The organism is Actinoallomurus vinaceus (assembly GCF_039542055.1).
GTDB classification, from domain to species: Bacteria; Actinomycetota; Actinomycetes; order Streptosporangiales; family Streptosporangiaceae; genus Actinoallomurus; species Actinoallomurus vinaceus.
On the sequence record NZ_BAABHK010000017.1, the window covers coordinates 145605 to 162439 of the forward strand.

A 16835-nucleotide genomic window follows, 5' to 3' on the forward strand; every position below is an offset into this window, starting at 1 on the left:
CTTCGGTTTCGGCCTTCCCCAGGCCTGATTCCGGATCACACACGGGTCACCGGCACTCCCCCGGCCGGATTTTGGAGAACGCCGCGATGGGCACAGCCACCCAGATCGACGCGACCGTACCCGTCCCCGGAGTCCGGGGTGTCTCCCTCGTCGCGCTGGCGAAGGACCCCTTCGGCTACTGCATGAAGGCCGCGCGGCAGGGCGACGGCCTCGTACGGCTCGGCGCCGGACCGGTCCGCGCCTACCTCGTCAGCCACCCGGACTACGTGCGTCACATCCTGGTCGGCAACGCGGCCAACTACGTCAAGGGCAGCATCATGGACGGCATTCGCCTCGCCCTCGGCAACGGCCTGTTCACCAGCGACGGCGACTTCTGGCGGCGGCAGCGGCGGCTCATGCAGCCCGCCTTCCACACCCGGCGGATCCAGCGGATGGCCGAGACGGTCGGCGAGGCCGTCGATGCCTCCATGGCGAGCTGGGCCCCGGCGGTCGCGAACGGCGCACCAATCGACATCCTCCGTGAGTCCGTCCAGATCAACATCACGATCATCCTGAAGACCCTCTTCGGCACCGACATCGACGAGGAACGTTCCACCCGCCTGCACGACCTGACGGACCAGGTGTTCGCCGGCATGACCCGGCGGGTGTGGACGTTCTTCGTGCCGTCCTGGCTGCCGACCCCGGGCGCGGCGGCGTACGGGCGCGCGATCGAGGCGCTCGACCAGGAGATCTACGCCCTCATCTCGGCCCGACGGGCCGCCCTGGCCGACGGCGACGCCGGGGAGGACCTCCTGAGCGCGCTGATCCAGGCCGAGGACGCCGAGACCGGCGAGCGGATGAGCGACCGCCAGCTCCGCGACGAGGTCTTCACCATCTTCCTCGCCGGGTACGAGTCGACCGCGACCGGCGTCGCGTGGGCCTGGCACCTGCTGTCGCAGCATCCGGAGGCCGCCACCCGGCTCGGCGAGGAGGTCGACCGGGTCCTCGGCGGCCGGCGACCCGGGTACGACGACCTGGCCGAGCTCACGTACACCCGGCGGGTCGTCAGCGAGACGTTCCGGCTCTACCCGGCGTTCCCCATGTACTTCCGCGGCTCCGTCGAGGACGACGTCGTGGGCCCGTACGCGATCCCCGGCGGCGCGAACATCATCATCAGCCCGTACGCCACCCACCACGACCCGCGCCACTGGGACGACCCGGAGGCCTTCGACCCCGACCGCTTCACCCCGGAACGCTACGACTCCCGCGCCCGCGAGGCGTACTACCCGTTCGGCAAGGGCCAGCGCATGTGCATCGGCGAGCCGATGTCGCTCACCATCGCGCAGCTCCTCATCGCGACGATCGCCCAGGCGTACGAGGTGCGGACCGTACCGGGCGCCCAGATCACCGGCCGCTACGCGATGACCTACCAGCCCAAGAACGGCCTCCCGGTCATCCTGACCCCGCGCGGCTGACCGCGGCCCGCCACGACGGCCACTTCGGCTCAGCGCCGCTCGCCGCCCCCTTCGCGGGCCGAGGTGGGGCATGGGGCCGATCACTTCACGGAAGAGCCGTTTCCTGTAAGGATCTAGGCTTGTCGTACATACAGCGTTGTTCCTTCGGAAGGGTGGTGCATGGAGCCGCTGCGGGCGGGTGATCCGCACCAGGTGGGGCCGTACCGGCTGAAGGGGCGGCTGGGCGGCGGCGGTATGGGTCAGGTGTTCTTGGGTCGTTCCCGCGGCGGCCGGCCGGTCGCGGTGAAGGTGGTGCGGCCGGAGCTGGCCGACGATGCGGGGTTCCGGCGCCGGTTCGCGATCGAGGTGGAGGCGGCACGGCGGGTCGGGGGGTTCTACACCGCGCAGGTGGTGGACGCCGACCCCGACGCCGATCCGCCGTGGCTGGTCACCGCCTACGTCCCCGGCCCGTCCCTGCACCAGGCCGTCGCTGAGCACGGACCGCTGCGGCCTGCGGCGATCGGTGTGCTGGGGGCGGGTCTGGCCGAGGGCCTGGCCGTGATCCACGACTGCGACCTGGTGCACCGCGACCTCAAACCCGGCAACGTGATCCTGGCCGCCGACGGTCCCCGGGTCATCGACTTCGGAATCGCCCGCGCGCTGGACGCCACCTCCCACACCGTCTCGGGGGCCGTGGTCGGCACTCCGGCGTTCATGTCCCCCGAACAGGTCCAAAGCGACCAGGTCGGTCCTGCCAGCGATGTGTTCTCCCTGGGGGCGGTGCTGGCGTTCGCCGCCACCGGCCGCGGCCCCTTCGGCGTCGGCCAGGGTCACGCGATCATGTACCGCATCGTGCACGACGATCCCAACCTGGCCGGACTGCCGAAGGACTTGGCCGACCTGGTGGGCGCCTGCCTGGCCAAGACTCCGGAGAAACGGCCCAGTGTCACCGACCTCCTCGACCGGCTGGCCGAACCCGGCGAGGGCACCACGCGATGGCTCCCACCCGAGGTCACCGCGTTGATCACCCAGCTCGAACAGGACCTGTCCGAATCGTCTGGCGGCGGTGCCGTCTCTGGGCCGGTCGCCGATTCGAAGCACCGGTCGGCGGTCGACCACGCCGTACGGATCGTTTGTTCCATCGACGATCCCGAAAAGCAGCAAGAAGCGCTGTACGAGGTTGCCGTAGCGATTGCCGAGGCCGATCTCGACCACGCCGAACAGCACCTGCAGCAGCTCCCCTCGGTGGAAGCGCGGGCATTGGCTCTACTGGCGTCCGTCGAGGAACTGTCCGACACCGCCCGCGCCCAGCAGCTGATCAATCACGCCGAACGGCTCATCGCCCAGCTTCTCGACGACGGTTCGTACTCCGTGGAACACGAGACGTTGGAGGGTCTGATCGATCTGCTCATCGCGGTGGATCCCCAGCGGGCGCTCGCGGTGCTGGACCGCGCCACGCAACGTGTCGTGGACTTCGACAACCCCGAGCTGCGAGCCAAGGCGCTGGCCGCCGAGGCCGGCAGAGTGGCCGCTACCGCCCCAGCCCGCGCCACCGGGCTGATGGGCCAGGCAGTAGAAGTGGCCCGCACGATCCCACCCAACGCTAACTATGCGTTCCACCTGCCCCAAACGCTGGCGGAGATCGCCAAGGTCGGTTATACCGCCGACCGGCGGCACGCCGAGCGTTTGATCGATCTTGCCGAAGCGACCGCGCTCGGCGTCAGGGGCGATGACCAGGACTGGGCACTCAAATGGACCGGTGTGGAGGTGGCGGAGGCCGACCCCGCCCGGGCGGAACAGATCATCAGCAAGATCACGGAGGCATACATCCGCGCATCCGCCTGGAGGGACATCCTCGAGGCAGCGGCCTCTACCGGACAGGATCACCGGCCGTTGCTCGACGCGGCCGAACGAAGCGTCACGGAACCTGTCGCCCAGGAACCCGTCGCCCAGGAAGCGGTCCCTGTGAAGCCCGACCCCTGGTGGGGGCGCTGGCAAGCCAAATCCACGATCGGCGACGACCATCAGAGGGAAGAGAACGCCGGTCCTTGGTATCTCAGGTATATCGCCACCGGCGCGGCACGGTGCGATCCGTCGCGGGCCGAGGCCATCGCCTCGCGGATCACCGATGCCGACGATCGGTGCGAGGCATTCGCCGCCATGGCCGACCAGATCGCCGAGACCAACCCCCTGCAGGCACGGTGGTGGCTCAACACCGCTTACCAGACCGCTCTGGAAGCCGAGCCGGAACGTGTTCTGTCCGTGATGGGAAAGATCGCAGCAGCCGGAGCCGGCGTCGGCCCCGCCACCGCGCAGCAGGCCGCCCAGTACATCGCCGACCATGCCGACGATACGGACCTGGAAGCGTGGCTGCTGGTCACGGTCGCCGAGGATGTCGTCGCCGTCGACCCGGAGCTGGCGGTCCGCCTCATCGACCTCGCCGAGACCCGAGCGCAACAGCCCGGCCAGAGGCGGCTCGACAACCACGATCTGGAGCGCATCGCCGAAACCTTGATGGCCGTGGCGATGGCCTGGGCCGACTCCAAGCCCGAACAGATCAGACGCATCTTGCGCCATCTGCTAGAGGCAGCCTTGGCCGCACAGTCGACCGCGTACCTGTCGATCGCTGAGACCGGCACACCGAACCTACCGGTCATCGAGCAGTTCCTCCGGGAACACCACGGTCCCGGCCGAGATCATCTGCTGTGCATCGCAGCTTCGGCGTTCGCAGCGACCGATGCTCACCGTGCCGAACAGCTCGCCCAGCAGATCACCGACGACCCCCTGCGATACGCAGCACTCAACGTCCTCGCTACGTCGATCATCAAGCAGGCCATGGGCTCGGCCGCCGACCCGAACACCAAGCACGGCACATAGCGCAACGGAGCAGCCAGATCCGACCGCGCCCGGCGTCCGGGTCACCGGCCACTACGCGATGACCTTCCAGCCGAGGCACGGCCTCCACCGACGATGGCTGAAGCGGTTCGAGCCGTTACGCCCGGCACGATCAGGTACGCGCCTTCGCCTCGGCCTGCTCCAGCCACTCGAGGTACCACGCCCCGAACGTCACGCGATCTCCATCGTCGGGGCGGGAGCCGCTGTCGGTCAGCGGATAGAGGTCGATGTCGTCGACCCGGTCGTCGGCCCAGATGTTCCCCCGCTCGGGACCGCTGACCACCAGCCACTCGCGCCGCGCGCAGCCCAGGTGGCAGATGCAGATGGCGCCCATGGTCCGCGCCTCGTCCCCCAGCACCGCGACGAGACGTTCCTCCCAGGCCTCGTACGCGACGTCGAAGTCCTCGATGACCGGGAAGTCCTCTTCCTCCGGGCGCTCGGCCCGCAGAGCGTCGAGGACGGCCGGGTCCGGCCCCTGGACGGGGAACGGCCGGTCGAGACTGTTCAGGGCGGTCATGTCCGCCCCGTCACCGACCCAGTGCCAGCGCCCGTCGTCCGCTCGCCGTAGCGGGAACACCCCGTACGCGGGCCCGGCGCCGCCGCGCCCGACGTTGAGCAGAAACTCCCGGTAGTCCTCCGGAAGGACGACGTTGAGCTGCGTTTCCACCTCGGCGAGCTCATCGGGTCGGAGCACGGGCTCAAGCACGAAACGGTGCCCGTTGTATCCGAAGACCTCGGCCGCCGCCGGGGCACCCGCGAGGTTCGTCACTCTGCGGCGCACGTCCGCCCAGTCGATCTTCCGCACGGCGCCGAGCCTACGACAACGACAACGCCCGTTCGCCACATCTCGATGAAAGACGTTGCCGCCGTATTCCAGATACGGCCCAGCCGCGATCCCCGAGCGCCCTTTACCGACGGCGAGCGCCGAGGAACGATCCAATATCGCCACGTTCCAGGTTCCGCAAACGAAAGCGATGCCTTCCTGCGCGGTACGCATTCTCAAGAGCAGATTTAATCATTGCCGTAAATAGTCGCACTCCGCTACGGAGCGACTACCTTGAGCGGATATTTACATCTGAGTCAGAATGATAGTTGACTCGATGTTAGGCCGCTCATATCATGCGTTCACCAGAGATGACCCGCGACGGCGGAGCACCTACCGGTCGTTTATCGGTCACTATTATCCGCTCCCACCGCACCGAAGAAGCTGCGGGAATCACCTCCTCATCAAAGGGACTCCTTAATGCTCAAGCAACTGACGATCGGCGGTGCCGCCGCAGCGATTCTGGTATCCCTCACTCCGGCCACCCATGCCGACACCGCGCCTCCGGCGGACCGGATCACGGTCGACGTCAAGACGGTCAATGGTTCCGGCTGTCCACAGGGAACGGCCACGGTGACCGAGCTCTCCGACAATACGGGGTTCACCGTCAAGTACAGCGACTACGTGGCCGAGGCCGGAGCCGGCGCGGGGTCGACCGACTTCCGGAAGAACTGCCAGCTCAGCCTCCTCGTACACGTGCCCCAAGGGTTCACGTACGCGATCGCCCAGGCCGACTATGCCGGTTACGCCCATCTCCAATCCGGCGCGACGGGTCTGGAGCAGGCGAACTACTACTTCCAGGGGAACTCCGAGACGGTGGCGGTCGGCCACCCGCTCAGCGGCCCGTACGACGGCGCATGGCACAACACCGACCGGGCCGATGTGGCGGCCTTGGTGTACAAGCCCTGCGGTGTGGACCGCATTCTCAATGTGAACACGGAACTGAGAGTCTCGACAGGCGACTCCGACGCGGCGAATACGACCAGCTATATGGCAATGAACACCACGCAAGGCGGAGTGGACACCATCTATCGCTTCCAGTGGAAGCGTTGTTCTTGATTCCGGAAACGTCGATCCCCCATAGAAGGGACCCGTCCATGCGCAGATTAGTGGTCGCCGCCGCAGCGATCGTGGCGTTCTTCGCCACGACCATGACTCCGGGGCACGCCGGCCTGCCCACCAACCCACCGCCTGACAAGATCGTCATCGATATCGCGACGGTCAACGGCTCAGGCTGCCCGGCCGGGACGGCGGCGGTGGCCGTTTCTCCCGACAACACGGCCTTCACCGTCACGTACAGCGACTACCTGGCCCAGGTCGGCGTCGGCTCATCATCGACCGATTTCCGGAAGAACTGCCAGCTCAATCTGGCCGTGCACGTACCCCAGGGATTCACGTACGCGATCGCCGAGGCCGACTATCGCGGGTTCGCCCACCTCGAAAAGGGCGCCAGCGGCGTCGAGAAGGCGAACTACTACTTCCAGGGCCATTCGCAGACCACGGCCATCAGCCACACGCTCAACGGCGCGTACGACGACAACTGGCAGAACACCGACACGACCGACGTGGCGCAGCTGGTCTACCTGCCGTGCGGCGAGTCGCGGAACTTCAACATCAACACCGAGCTGCGGGTGAACGCCGGCACCTCGGACCCGACGAAGACCACCAGCTTCATGGCGATGGACTCGACGGACGGCAGCATCACGACGACCTACCACTGGGCTTGGAAGACGTGCCCCTGAGCCGACCGGCGAAATGACGGCGGCCCGGCCATCTCGGTGGCCGGGCCGCCCCGTGACGTCCGCCGCCTTCGCTCAGGCGAACACGGACACCCGGGTGCGGTGGTGACGCGGCGCCTCGATCTCGTCCACCGCCGCCACGGCGAGGTCGGCGTACGATAGGCGCGCCCCGGACGGCGGCACGGTCTCATCGCCGACCCGATAGCCCCCTGTCCTGGCGCCCTCGGCCTCCAGTTGCGCGGGCGGGGTGAGCATCAGCCAGTCGACGGTCGTGTCCGCCGTACGGAGCCGGTCCAGGCCGGCCGTGTGCGCGGCGGCGAACGGCCGGATCTCGGCCGGGAATGCCGAGGGATCGTCCATCACCAGGCCGCCACCGGGCATCCTCAGGTTGGCGAACAGGCCGATCGCGACGAGACGTGACACCCCGGTCTCGGCCAGGCCCCGCAGCAGCGCGTCGGCGGCCTTGACGAAGAACTCCGGATCGAGATCGTCGAACCCCTGCTCCGGCCCCGAGAACGGACTCACCGCGTTCACCGCGGCGTCGTGGCCTCGCGCGACCTCGGCGACCGCCCGCGCGTCGGTGACGTCGCCCGCCACCACCCGTACGCCGTCCGACCCGAGATCGGCGTACCGGCCCGGATCCCGCACGACCGCCGTCACCCGATGCCCCCGGTCACGGGCCTCGGCGATGATGGCCCGCCCCGCCCGGCCGCCCGCCCCGAAAATGACGATCCCGCTCATGCCGTGACTCCCCTCCGACGGCGTACCTCGCCGCCGCGATGGGACGGTATCCACGGGATACTGGTTACCTCAACGATACCGGGATAGGGTCCGGGGCCATGGCCGAGCCGCTGGACCCGGAGATGTTCGACCCCGTGTGCCCGTCGAGCGCCATGCCGATCCAGATCGGCGACAAGTGGACCGCGATGGTCGTGCTCTGCCTTGAACGCGGCCCCCGCCGGTTCACCGAGTTGCGCACACCGCTGCGCGGCATCACCCCGAAGGTCCTCACCCAGACCCTGCGCGCGATGGAGCGCGACGGCCTGGTCACCCGCACCGCGTACGACGAGAACCCACCCCGCGTCGAGTACGAGCTGACGGCGCTTGGCCGCAGCCTGCTGACCCTGATCGACGCCGCCCGAGCCTGGAGCAAGGAGCACCTCCCCGCCCTGCTCGAAGCCCGCCGGGCACACGGGTCGGATCCCGGCCCGGCGCTCCTGAAGCGTCCAGGGACGTGAACTACGAGAAGGCAGCCCTCGCCGACTCAACGACGGCCACCTCGACGCAGTGACCGCCGTTTCCTTCACTGCGGCTACTCTTTCGCCAAGCCGCGCCCGCGATCTCCATAATCCACCCTAATTGGTAATTTCGGTCAGCCCGCAGCAACCTCGACCACGGTCAGCTCGACGCAGTCGCCGCCATTCCCTTCGCTGCGACTACTCTTCCGCCAGGTGGCGTCCGTCATGTCCATCGTTCCTCCAAAATCCGGCGGATCAGGTCGCGAGACATCTCCACCGGAAGGGCCCGCGAGCGAATTTCATCGTACGCATCCGAGAGTAGGCGAATATCGCCCGATTCGCTGGTCGTGATCCCGCGGAGAGCCGTCGCCACGTACGCCAGCTCGGTGGCAAGATCCGCAAGATCCCGCTGATGCGCGTGGAGCACGAGGGGCGGTACGCGGCCGTGGCCTCGAAGGGCGGCTTCCCGCGCCACCCGGTCTGGTACTTCAACCTCAAGTCCGACCCGCACGTGGAGCTCCAGGACGGGTCCGCACGCCAGGACATGACGGCCCGCGAAATCACCGGGGATGAGAAGGCCGAGTGGTGGGATCGCGCGGTCGCCGCGTACCCGCCGTACGCCGAATACCAGGAGAAGACCGACCGCGTGATCCCCGTCTTCGTGCTGGAACCCGCGCCCGTGGCAGGATCGGCCGACGCCCCACCGTCGTCAACGAGGATCTGATCCGCACAGCCCGCGACATGCTGCGCAACCCGGCCAGTAGTGTGACCACCTACGCTTCCTCACCTGGGAAGTGCTTCCGACTGGTGCAGGAACAAGGACCTGGACAATCCTCATTCTCGCTGGTCAGCGGCAATTTCTGCTTACCTGACCAACAGCCGGACAAAATACTTCGTGAAAGCGCGAGGCTAATCGACCAGTATTACGGTCACCACTCCTGCTCGGCGGCGGAGCGGTCGGCGATGGCGTCTCGCAGGCAACCGGCGGTGAGGCAGTGATCGGGCGCGCCACAACCGTCGCACAGTTCTTCGTCGGCCTGGGCCTCTTCGGCAGAGCCCGGAACGAGCCACCCGGGGAGGCCGGAGAAGTCCGCGCCGTCGCCGAGCAGCTTCGCCCAGACCTCGTCGTACGAGACGTCGAGGAAGGGCAGGGCGTCGAGGCCGGCGCTGATCGCCTTGTTGGCCCACTGCGCGAGCTCGGTCACCATGGAATTGAGGACGAGTTGCCCGGCGGAGGTGTGGTGGCCTCCGGCGGCGATCGCCTCGATCAGCGGTTGGAGCAGGGCGTGCTGGACGCGGAACGACTCGGCGTTGTTGCGCATCAGGAGGATGGCCAGCACGCGCGGATCCGGCAGGTCCGGATTCTGGACCTCCGCGACCGTCCCGCCGTCCTCGGTCAGGTCGTAGTCGGCCTGGGTCATCCAGTAGTGGCAGTAGACGCACTGCCCGCGCTCCGGCGGGTCGCCGCGCAGCACACATATGCCGTGGCATCGCGGACATGGCCCCTCGTCGAAAACCGGGCCGGTGCCCGCGCTGCAGGCGGGACAGGCCTCCATGTCCCCGGTGCTCGTCCATCCCTCCGGGGCACCGGTCGCCGGGACTCGCGGATAGAAGGTCAGCGCCCGGCATCCGCTCGTGTCACAGACAGTGGCGTCTTTACGGCTCAATGCTCGATCTCCTTAACGTCCGGCTGTCGCGTGAGGGGATCAGCTTCTCTCGTTGCCGGGACAGATGAGATCTTGCTACGGTCGCCGTCCACGCGAGAGACGCGTGATGGCCGGATGCCAGGAGGGTGATGAATATGGCTGCCAGCAGCCCTGTTCAGCGTGCCCTTATCCGGCCCGCGCGAGGTTAGATCGCGCTCGGGTCGTTCCTTACGACCAGGAGTTCTCTCGTGTCTTCTTCCTTCTCATCGACCGATTCCGAGTTGACCACCGACCGCCTCATCCTGCGGACGTGGTCGGCCGACGAGGTGACCGCCGTCGTCAACGGCACCCGGCTCGCGTACTGGGCCGATGACTTCCCCGCCGAAGGCGATCGCGTGATCGCCGGCTTCATCTCCGAACACCCCGGCGACCGCGCTGGAACAGGCCCGCCAGACGGGCAGGTTCACCCCGATCCACGACGCGTGGTGGTCCGCGGCTCGCAAGGCCCGCGGGGACAAGGAGGGCACGAAGGCCCTGATCGAGGTGCTCTTGTTGCACCGTCGTATCCCGCACGAACACCTGGTGGTCGGGCTCGCCGCGTCCTTACGGGTGGGCGCGCTGACCGCGGACGCGGTCGCCCTGGAGGCCCGCAAGGCCGCTGAATCCGATGATGATGCCGCCCCGGCCCAGCCCCAGGAGCCGTCTCCCGTGGCCTCGTTGACGCAGCGTCGTCTCGCTCACCTGCCGCCCGATCGGCGGCCGTTGCCCTCGCCGGCCGCCTATGACCAGCTGCTGCACCGTCGTCCCGCCGCACCGAAGGAGTCGCTGCCGTGAGTACTCCCAGCCGTCACCGGAAGAAGGCACAGCCTCTCTGCCTGATCGGCGATTCCGGCACTGGCAAGTCCCACCTGCTGATCGCGTTGGGAACCGAAGCGGCGATGGCCGGTTTCCGGGTGAAGTACACCCTGGCGACGAAGCTCGTGAACGAGCTGGTCGAGGCAGCCGACGAGAAGCAGCTGAGCAAGACCATCGCCCGCTACGGACGCGTCGATCTTTTGTGCATCGACGAGCTGGGCTGATGATCGACCTGGCGCGGCACATGGCCCCGCGGGAAGAAATTCTCGTTCAGGGGGAGGCGGTGCTCGCTGGCTGTTGAGCGAGAACATCTCGCAGCAGGTCGGCGATCGTGGTGCCAGCCAGGTATTGCTGCATTTGCTTCTCCAGTCCGCTGTACACCTGCTGCAGGGCCGGTCGGATTCCGAAGCCGACAGGGCAGTCGGCGTTCGGCGGGGTGTGGTGCATCCCGAACGGGCCCCCGCTCTCCATGGCGAGGTAGACCTCGAGCAGGGTGATCTCCTCGGGCTCCCGCGTCAAAGTCCAGCCGGCCCCGACGCCCCTTTTGGCCTGCACCAAGCCCGCCTTGCGCAGGTCGCCGAGGCAGCGGCGGATCACCACAGGATTGGTGTTGACGCTCTCCGCGATGCGCTCCGAGACGGCGACCGCATTGTTCTGTCGGTCCAGGGACATCCAAGTCAGCACATGTGCGCCGATCGTCATTCTGCTGTTCGCGCTCACCCAGCCTCCTCCGAGCGAGCAGGATCACGCTCCTACCCGCGCCTTACGTCTCCCACCGTAACGTTTAATGTTACAACACAGGCGACGTCCCGGGATCGGCCGCAGTGCTTTGCCTGCCCCCAGTTGAACGTGCGCTGCTTGACGTTTCCGTCGGGACCGTGCAAGGACGTCGACGGGCCGTCCACCAAAGATTCGGCGGGGGGTTGGACCAGGACGGCCGCGGCGACGTACACCGCGCGCAGACGGCGGCCGATGACCGCGCCGGCAGCGAAGTTGCCAGCCAGTCCCGCCAGACCGTAGGCCAGCAGCACCGCCGTCACGGTGGAGGACCCGAAGTGTGCCTGCTCCTCCAGGTACGGGGTCACGTAGGTGTAGGCGGCGAAGTGCCCGAAGAAGATCAGCAGGGCGACCCGGGCTGCGGGATTGCGCAGGGCGGAGGTGAGTGTGGCCAAGCGGATCGCCCCGGTGGGCGGCAGCGCAGGCAGCTTGACTGCCAGGGTGGCCAGGGCGAGAGCGATCAGGACCCTGCGCCGGTCCAGCCGCCCGGACGCCATCGTGACCAACGGAGCCGTCACCGCAGCCATCAGACCGGGCACGACCACCACCAGTCCGACCGTGCCGATGGACACACCCAGGCTGGAGGAGATCACGGGCAGCAACCCGATCGGCAGGAACTCCGACAGCACCAGCACAAACGACACCAGCGCGACGGAGACGACGGCGGGCCAGCCACCCCGCGGGGAACGCTTGCCTTCGACCGGGGTCTGTATCGATTCCGGCTACTGAACGGCCGAAGCCACACTGGAAGGATTGCTCATGCTCTCTCCTTGGGGCCTTCGCCCCTGTTGATCCGCGCCGCGCCACGGCGCGGAGCCTGTGCTTCGCAGAGGCGGAGGCGGACGACGGTCACGCCGGCGTGACCTGACAAGAAGCGGGTGCTCATGCGGGCGGACTCCTGGTCCGCCTCGACACCCGCAGATGTAACCGTGTATGTTACATCACAGCGGTGCGGGGCGCCCGGACGGGCACGTGCCAGCGGGACCATGCGCGACCGGCCCGCTTTCACCCCCACGCCGTGGACCCGATCGGCCCGGGCCGTCCGTGGACACTCGTCGTCACGGTCGCCATCACTCGGGAAGTGCGTGCCGGGCGGCACAGAAATGCATACGTTGCGCAGCGGAAAGCGCTGCGCCAACCGCACATCAGGAGTAAGCATGCATGACAGTAGTGATCTCCAGAAAGCGCGCGAAGAGGCAGCCATCAACTATTTCCGTTTGGTGGATTCTGCAGACCCGGCTGTCTTGGATCTTTTCACCGACGACGCCCAGATGTTCTTCCCGAAGTTTGGATTCGCCACCGGGAAGGACCAGATCGGGGCGTTCGCGCAGGGTCTCGGCAGGGGAATTTCGGCGATTGAACACGACATCCCCGGTTTCATCGTGCTGTCGTCCGGAAATTATGTGGTAATCGAGGGGGCGGTGAAGGGGACGACGACATCGGGTGTGGCCTTCCCCGACGGGGTCTCGTCCTTCGGGCTGTTCTGTAACGTATTCGAGTTCGAAGGTGAACGCATCAAGAGGGCTCACATCTACGAGGACCCGGATTTCGCCAGTACGCACACCGACGGCGTGGCCTGGGGTAAGTCGGTGAGCGACAGCATGTAGCGGCCAGGGCTGATGCGTTCTCAGCCAGCGAGATGAGTTGATTGGCCGCATACGTGTCGCTGCGCGTGGTTCACCCAGTGCGGCAACGAGAGACGCGACCCCTGATGATCAAGGTTGTCGAAGCCTTTGATCACGAACAGGGGTCGCGTTCGCGTGCCATTCTCCCTGATCGGTGTCCTGCAGCGCCACTACACGGGCATCGACTCCACCTGCCCGGATTCGGAGCCGCCGGCGCTGACCTCACTCGCCGAGGTCCTGGACCGGATACCCGATCCCCGCCGCGTCCGGGGCCGCCGCTACCGCCTGGGCTCCCTGCTCGCGCTGTGCCTGGCCGCCGTCCTCGGCGGAGCCACATCGCTGGCCGCCATCGCCCGTTTCGCCGCCGATACCGACACCGGGCTGCGCGAACAATTCGGGCTGACCTCCAGCACACCGAACGCCTCCACGCTGGGACGCCTCCTGGCCCGCCTGGACGGCGACGCACTGGACGACGCCGTGGGCGCCTGGCTCGCCCGGCACGCCGCCGACCCGGTCTGCGACCCCGGCGACACGCTGGTCGGCCTGGCCGTCGACGGCAAGACCGTGCGTGGATCCCGTTCAAAGCGTGAGAACGCATCACCCCTGCTTGCCGCCCGACTCAAAGACCCGTGCCTGTCTCCGCTCCCGCCGCCCGTCAGTCCGTTTTACCGTCGGCGTTCGGGGTCGAGCACAGGGCGTCGTCGACCAGCTTGCTCTCGGCCCGTGTGATGCGCAGAACGTCGTCCGTCGAATCGGCGATCGTGCCCGACATCGAGACCGTGACGCTGCGCCGACCGTCGGCCGTGACGCCGGCGGCGCTGATCCAGCCGGAATCGCCGCCCTCGTGACCCCAGTACACCCCGCCGCAGGACAGCGGGCGTGAGAAGAGCCCCAGCCCGTCACGGGCGCCGGGCATGAGCGGCTCGAACTCCTTGCTGACGGGGATGGTCTGTTTCATCTGCGCCAGCTGCGCCGGGGGCAGGAGCCGGCCGCCGAGCAGGGCGCCGAAGAATCGGTTGAGATCGGCGGTGGTGGAGACGAGTCCGGCCTCTCCACCGGCGAACGGGCCGACCTGCTCGGTGACGTCCACGAGTGGTTCGCCGGGCTTGAACCTCTGGTAGCTGCTGGCGTGTGGCCGGGGCAGCGTGGGCGAGGTGCCCGGCCAGAAGGTGTGCTTGAGGCCGAGCGGCCGGACGATCCGATCCCGTACCTCCTCATGCCAGGGGTGCCCGGTGACCCGCTGGATGACCATGCCGAGCAGGACGTAGCCGGTGTTGGAGTAACGCCAGTCCGTGCCGGGCCGGAAGTCCGGGCGGTGGCGCATCGCCCTGGCGACGATCTGCTCAGGTGTGTAGGTGTCGTATCGGTGCTGGTAGAAGTCCTCCGCCGAGGTGTAGTCGGGGTAGTCGTCGTGGATGCCGCTGGTGTGCTGGAGCAGTTGGCGGATGGTGATCGCGCGGCCGTCGTTGCCGTTGCCGGACACCACGCCGGGAAGCCAACGCTCGACCGTGTCGTCCAGGGAGAGCCTGCCGTCCCCGGCCAGTTGCAGGATCACGGTGGCGACGAACGCCTTGGTGACGCTGGCGATCCGGAAGTAGCCGTTCGAGGAGACCTGCCGCCGGGTCGTCAGGTCGGCGACACCGCTGGTTGCGGTCAGGTTCCGGCCGTCAGAGGTGACCAGGCGGGCCTGCACTCCCGTCACGCCGAGTGCCGTGATCGCATCGGCGTCGCGCCGGAGCCGGGCCTGGTCGCCGTACTGCTGGGCGGCACTCGCGCCGGGCATGCCAGTGGAGAGGGTTCCGGCCACGATGGCGGCCAGGGCCAGGTTCCGTCGGATGGACCGGCCGCGCCGCCGCGGTGAATGAATCGGTGAACTCGTCATGGGCGTTGACGCTAGGTCTGGCGGGGGGAAGCGGACGATACAGCTCACTCGCGAGAAAAAGGGGTAGTGGGCTGTAGTGCCGGGCTCGGTCGCCGTGGCTCAGACTTGTGCGGATGAACCACCATGGGGCCGGTCGACTTTCGGCGATGTGGCGCGGTCTGGGTTATCTGCTGGTGAGCCTGTTGACCGCTGCGGTCGCCCTGTTCGCGCTGCCCGTATTCCTCGTCCCGGCGATGGCTCGCGCCTGGGCGTCCTGGCATCGTCGCCGCGCCGGCCGGTTGCTGCTTTCTCCGCGTTCTGGTCCCGTCCGTGTCGGTACGTGGCGTGTTCTCGGGTGGCTGGGCACATACATCGTGACCAGTCTGGCGTTCGGGCTCGTCGTGGTGGTGTGCGCGGGCAACGCGGTGGCGACGGCCGTGACGGTGCCCTTGTGGTGGGCGTTGCCCGCCGGCACCCGCGCGGGCGGCTTCGCCGCCGGTGTTCCGCTGTCCGGGTGGGGTACGGCGTTGACCCTGGGGACCGCACAATTCGTCATCTTCGCGGCTCTGACCTACTGGCTGGTTCCGCTGCTGGCGCGCCTGCACGCCCGGATCTGTGTGGCGCTGCTGTCCCCCTCGGCCGCCGAGCGGTTGACGCAGCGCGTGGAGACGCTGACCGAGACGCGCGCCGGTGCCATGAACGCGCACGGCGCGGAGCTCCGCCGGATCGAACGTGACCTGCACGACGGCACCCAGGCTCGGCTGGTCGCCATCGCGATGCGGCTGGGCGCGGCCCGTGAGTTGTCGGGCGAGGACCCTCAGATGTTGGCCAGACTCCTCCGGGAAGCGCATGAGGGTACCGAGGAGGCCATGGCGGAGCTTCGTGCGGTGATCCGGACGATCTATCCGCCGATCCTCGCCGATCGCGGACTCGCCGGGGCGCTGACCGCCCTGGGGACCCGATCGGCGATCGACACCACCCTCGATATCGGCGACCTCGGCACGATCCCCGCCGCGGTCGAGGCCGTGGCCTACTTCACGATCGCCGAGGCGCTCACCAACGCCGCCAAGCACAGCCGGGCCACCCGGACCACCGTCCGCGTCGCACGCGACGGTGACCGGCTGACGATCGAGGTCACCGACGACGGGATCGGCGGCGCCGACGAGACGCTGGGCACCGGCATCGCCGGAATCCGCCACCGCGTCCTGGCGCTCGACGGCACCGTCCGCATCCACAGCCCCGTCGGTGGCCCGACCACGATCACTGTGAGCCTGTCATGCGCGTCGTGATCGCCGAGGACAACGTCCTGCTGTCCAGTGGGCTGGAACTCCTGCTGACCGCCAAAGGCTTCCACGTCGCCGCGATCACCAAGGACGCCCCCGGCTTCATCGACGCCGTCGCCGAACACCGGCCGGACATCACCATCGTCGACGTACGGCTACCACCGACCTTCCGCGACGAGGGCATCCACGCCGCCCTCCACGCCCGCCGCCGGCACCCCGGCCTGCCGGTGCTCGTACTCTCCCAATACGTCGAGCAGCAGTACGCCGCCGAACTGATCTCCGATAAACGCGGCGGCGTCGGCTACCTCCTCAAGGACCGGGTGAGCCGGGTGAGCGAGTTCATCGACGCCGTGCGGCGAGTCGCCGCCGGCGGCACCGTCATGGACCCCGAAGTGATCGCGCAACTCCTCACCCGTCACGCCCACGACCCGATCGCCGACCTCACACCGCGCGAACGCCAAGTGCTCGCCCTGATGGCCGAAGGAAAGGACAACGCCACAATCGCAGCCCGGCTCGTCATCACCGAAAACGCCGTCCACAAACACATCGGCAACATCTTCGCCAAGCTCGGCCTTTCGCCGGCCGACAGCGGCCACCGCCGCGTCCTCGCGGTCCTCACCTACCTCAGCCGCCAATAAGCCCCGTCTCTGACACCCACCC

General features: G+C 67.9%; 20 protein-coding genes and 1 pseudogene. 12 read left to right on the plus strand and 9 right to left on the minus strand.

Annotated features, from left to right (window positions below):
• Window positions 1–86 precede the first annotated feature (86 nt).
• Window positions 87–1454 carry a cytochrome P450 gene (locus ABEA24_RS42445; RefSeq protein ID WP_345439369.1) on the plus strand — a complete coding sequence of 456 codons (1368 nt, stop codon included), beginning with the start codon at window positions 87–89 and terminating at the stop codon, window positions 1452–1454.
• Between the two features lie 159 nt (window positions 1455–1613).
• Entirely contained in the window at window positions 1614–4310 is a 2697-nt protein-coding gene (locus tag ABEA24_RS42450; RefSeq protein WP_345439371.1) for a serine/threonine-protein kinase, read from the plus strand.
• Between the two features lie 130 nt (window positions 4311–4440).
• Here the strand turns inward: ABEA24_RS42450 and ABEA24_RS42455 are convergent, their stop codons facing one another.
• The gene (locus ABEA24_RS42455) at window positions 4441–5133 is read right to left on the minus strand and encodes an SMI1/KNR4 family protein (RefSeq protein ID WP_345439373.1); all 693 of its coding nucleotides are present in this window, start codon (window positions 5131–5133) and stop codon (window positions 4441–4443) included.
• A 438-nt stretch (window positions 5134–5571) separates the two neighbouring features.
• On the opposite strand from ABEA24_RS42455, the gene ABEA24_RS42460 reads away from it, so the two are divergent.
• Complete coding sequence (locus ABEA24_RS42460; RefSeq protein WP_345439375.1) at window positions 5572–6210, plus strand: DUF4360 domain-containing protein; 639 nt, start codon at window positions 5572–5574, stop codon at window positions 6208–6210.
• 38 nt (window positions 6211–6248) lie between these two features.
• Complete coding sequence (locus tag ABEA24_RS42465; RefSeq protein WP_345439377.1) at window positions 6249–6893, plus strand: DUF4360 domain-containing protein; 645 nt, start codon at window positions 6249–6251, stop codon at window positions 6891–6893.
• A 72-nt stretch (window positions 6894–6965) separates the two neighbouring features.
• On the opposite strand, the gene ABEA24_RS42470 is transcribed toward ABEA24_RS42465, so the two are convergent.
• Complete coding sequence (locus tag ABEA24_RS42470) at window positions 6966–7631, minus strand: NAD(P)-dependent oxidoreductase (RefSeq protein WP_345439379.1); 666 nt, start codon at window positions 7629–7631, stop codon at window positions 6966–6968.
• A gap of 98 nt (window positions 7632–7729) precedes the next feature.
• Here ABEA24_RS42470 and ABEA24_RS42475 point away from each other — a divergent pair, with 98 nt between their 5' ends.
• Window positions 7730–8128 (plus strand): winged helix-turn-helix transcriptional regulator, encoded by a 399-nt coding sequence (locus ABEA24_RS42475; RefSeq protein WP_345439381.1) that lies wholly within the window; start codon window positions 7730–7732, stop codon window positions 8126–8128.
• A gap of 1 nt (window position 8129) precedes the next feature.
• Here the strand turns inward: ABEA24_RS42475 and ABEA24_RS42480 are convergent, their stop codons facing one another.
• The gene (locus ABEA24_RS42480; protein WP_345439383.1) at window positions 8130–8237 is read right to left on the minus strand and encodes a DUF397 domain-containing protein; all 108 of its coding nucleotides are present in this window, start codon (window positions 8235–8237) and stop codon (window positions 8130–8132) included.
• Between the two features lie 25 nt (window positions 8238–8262).
• Window positions 8263–8361 carry a DUF397 domain-containing protein gene (locus tag ABEA24_RS42485; RefSeq protein WP_345439385.1) on the minus strand — a complete coding sequence of 33 codons (99 nt, stop codon included), beginning with the start codon at window positions 8359–8361 and terminating at the stop codon, window positions 8263–8265.
• A 161-nt stretch (window positions 8362–8522) separates the two neighbouring features.
• On the opposite strand from ABEA24_RS42485, the gene ABEA24_RS42490 reads away from it, so the two are divergent.
• Entirely contained in the window at window positions 8523–8852 is a 330-nt protein-coding gene (locus tag ABEA24_RS42490) for a nitroreductase family deazaflavin-dependent oxidoreductase (protein WP_345439629.1), read from the plus strand.
• A 205-nt stretch (window positions 8853–9057) separates the two neighbouring features.
• Here ABEA24_RS42490 and ABEA24_RS42495 read toward each other — a convergent pair whose 3' ends face one another.
• Together ABEA24_RS42495 and ABEA24_RS42500 are read right to left on the minus strand one after the other, a co-directional pair.
• Window positions 9058–9795 carry a hypothetical protein gene (locus tag ABEA24_RS42495; RefSeq protein ID WP_345439387.1) on the minus strand — a complete coding sequence of 246 codons (738 nt, stop codon included), beginning with the start codon at window positions 9793–9795 and terminating at the stop codon, window positions 9058–9060.
• Between the two features lie 242 nt (window positions 9796–10037).
• The gene (locus ABEA24_RS42500) at window positions 10038–10241 is read right to left on the minus strand and encodes a hypothetical protein (RefSeq protein WP_345439389.1); all 204 of its coding nucleotides are present in this window, start codon (window positions 10239–10241) and stop codon (window positions 10038–10040) included.
• A gap of 85 nt (window positions 10242–10326) precedes the next feature.
• Here ABEA24_RS42500 and ABEA24_RS42505 point away from each other — a divergent pair, with 85 nt between their 5' ends.
• Together ABEA24_RS42505 and ABEA24_RS42510 are read left to right on the plus strand one after the other, a co-directional pair.
• Window positions 10327–10608, plus strand: a complete 282-nt coding sequence (locus tag ABEA24_RS42505; RefSeq protein WP_345439391.1) for a hypothetical protein — start codon at window positions 10327–10329, stop codon at window positions 10606–10608.
• A 20-nt stretch (window positions 10609–10628) separates the two neighbouring features.
• Window positions 10629–10850, plus strand: a pseudogene (locus tag ABEA24_RS42510) (ATP-binding protein); the annotation flags it as partial.
• A 49-nt stretch (window positions 10851–10899) separates the two neighbouring features.
• Here the strand turns inward: ABEA24_RS42510 and ABEA24_RS42515 are convergent.
• Both ABEA24_RS42515 and ABEA24_RS42520 read right to left on the minus strand, forming a co-directional pair.
• Complete coding sequence (locus ABEA24_RS42515) at window positions 10900–11349, minus strand: Rrf2 family transcriptional regulator (RefSeq protein ID WP_345439393.1); 450 nt, start codon at window positions 11347–11349, stop codon at window positions 10900–10902.
• A 32-nt stretch (window positions 11350–11381) separates the two neighbouring features.
• Entirely contained in the window at window positions 11382–12050 is a 669-nt protein-coding gene (locus ABEA24_RS42520; RefSeq protein ID WP_345439395.1) for an MFS transporter, read from the minus strand.
• Window positions 12051–12563: 513 nt separating this feature from the next.
• Between ABEA24_RS42520 and ABEA24_RS42525 the strand changes: the two genes are divergently transcribed.
• Both ABEA24_RS42525 and ABEA24_RS42530 read left to right on the plus strand, forming a co-directional pair.
• The gene (locus ABEA24_RS42525) at window positions 12564–13013 is read left to right on the plus strand and encodes a nuclear transport factor 2 family protein (RefSeq protein WP_345439397.1); all 450 of its coding nucleotides are present in this window, start codon (window positions 12564–12566) and stop codon (window positions 13011–13013) included.
• A 153-nt stretch (window positions 13014–13166) separates the two neighbouring features.
• On the plus strand, window positions 13167–13760 hold the full coding sequence (locus ABEA24_RS42530; protein WP_345439399.1) for a transposase family protein: 594 nt from the start codon (window positions 13167–13169) through the stop codon (window positions 13758–13760).
• Here ABEA24_RS42530 and ABEA24_RS42535 read toward each other — a convergent pair.
• A complete protein-coding gene (locus tag ABEA24_RS42535; protein WP_345439401.1) occupies window positions 13687–14913 on the minus strand; it encodes a serine hydrolase domain-containing protein in 1227 nt (408 codons plus the stop codon). The genes ABEA24_RS42530 and ABEA24_RS42535 overlap by 74 nt on opposite strands.
• A 146-nt stretch (window positions 14914–15059) precedes the next feature.
• Here ABEA24_RS42535 and ABEA24_RS42540 point away from each other — a divergent pair, with 146 nt between their 5' ends.
• Window positions 15060–16181, plus strand: coding sequence for a sensor histidine kinase (locus ABEA24_RS42540; RefSeq protein ID WP_345439403.1), 1122 nt, complete (start codon window positions 15060–15062; stop codon window positions 16179–16181).
• Entirely contained in the window at window positions 16169–16813 is a 645-nt protein-coding gene (locus ABEA24_RS42545; RefSeq protein ID WP_345439405.1) for a LuxR C-terminal-related transcriptional regulator, read from the plus strand. The genes ABEA24_RS42540 and ABEA24_RS42545 overlap by 13 nt, the downstream gene beginning before the upstream one ends.
• The last annotated feature ends 22 nt before the right edge of the window (window positions 16814–16835 follow it).

What these genes read in the sequence shown, in the direction of transcription:
- ABEA24_RS42460 (WP_345439375.1), top strand. Translation starts at nt 5,572, where the DNA reads ATGCTCAAGCAACTGACGATCGGCGGTGCCGCCGCAGCGATTCTGGTA.
- ABEA24_RS42475 (WP_345439381.1), top strand. Translation starts at nt 7,730, where the DNA reads ATGGCCGAGCCGCTGGACCCGGAGATGTTCGACCCCGTGTGCCCGTCG.
- ABEA24_RS42470 (WP_345439379.1), bottom strand. Translation starts at nt 7,631, where the DNA reads ATGAGCGGGATCGTCATTTTCGGGGCGGGCGGCCGGGCGGGGCGGGCC.
- ABEA24_RS42485 (WP_345439385.1), bottom strand. Translation starts at nt 8,361, where the DNA reads ATGGACATGACGGACGCCACCTGGCGGAAGAGTAGTCGCAGCGAAGGG.
- ABEA24_RS42450 (WP_345439371.1), top strand. Translation starts at nt 1,614, where the DNA reads ATGGAGCCGCTGCGGGCGGGTGATCCGCACCAGGTGGGGCCGTACCGG.
- ABEA24_RS42445 (WP_345439369.1), top strand. Translation starts at nt 87, where the DNA reads ATGGGCACAGCCACCCAGATCGACGCGACCGTACCCGTCCCCGGAGTC.
- ABEA24_RS42480 (WP_345439383.1), bottom strand. Translation starts at nt 8,237, where the DNA reads ATGGAGATCGCGGGCGCGGCTTGGCGAAAGAGTAGCCGCAGTGAAGGA.
- ABEA24_RS42540 (WP_345439403.1), top strand. Translation starts at nt 15,060, where the DNA reads ATGTGGCGCGGTCTGGGTTATCTGCTGGTGAGCCTGTTGACCGCTGCG.
- ABEA24_RS42535 (WP_345439401.1), bottom strand. Translation starts at nt 14,913, where the DNA reads ATGACGAGTTCACCGATTCATTCACCGCGGCGGCGCGGCCGGTCCATC.
- ABEA24_RS42545 (WP_345439405.1), top strand. Translation starts at nt 16,169, where the DNA reads ATGCGCGTCGTGATCGCCGAGGACAACGTCCTGCTGTCCAGTGGGCTG.
- ABEA24_RS42525 (WP_345439397.1), top strand. Translation starts at nt 12,564, where the DNA reads ATGCATGACAGTAGTGATCTCCAGAAAGCGCGCGAAGAGGCAGCCATC.
- ABEA24_RS42465 (WP_345439377.1), top strand. Translation starts at nt 6,249, where the DNA reads ATGCGCAGATTAGTGGTCGCCGCCGCAGCGATCGTGGCGTTCTTCGCC.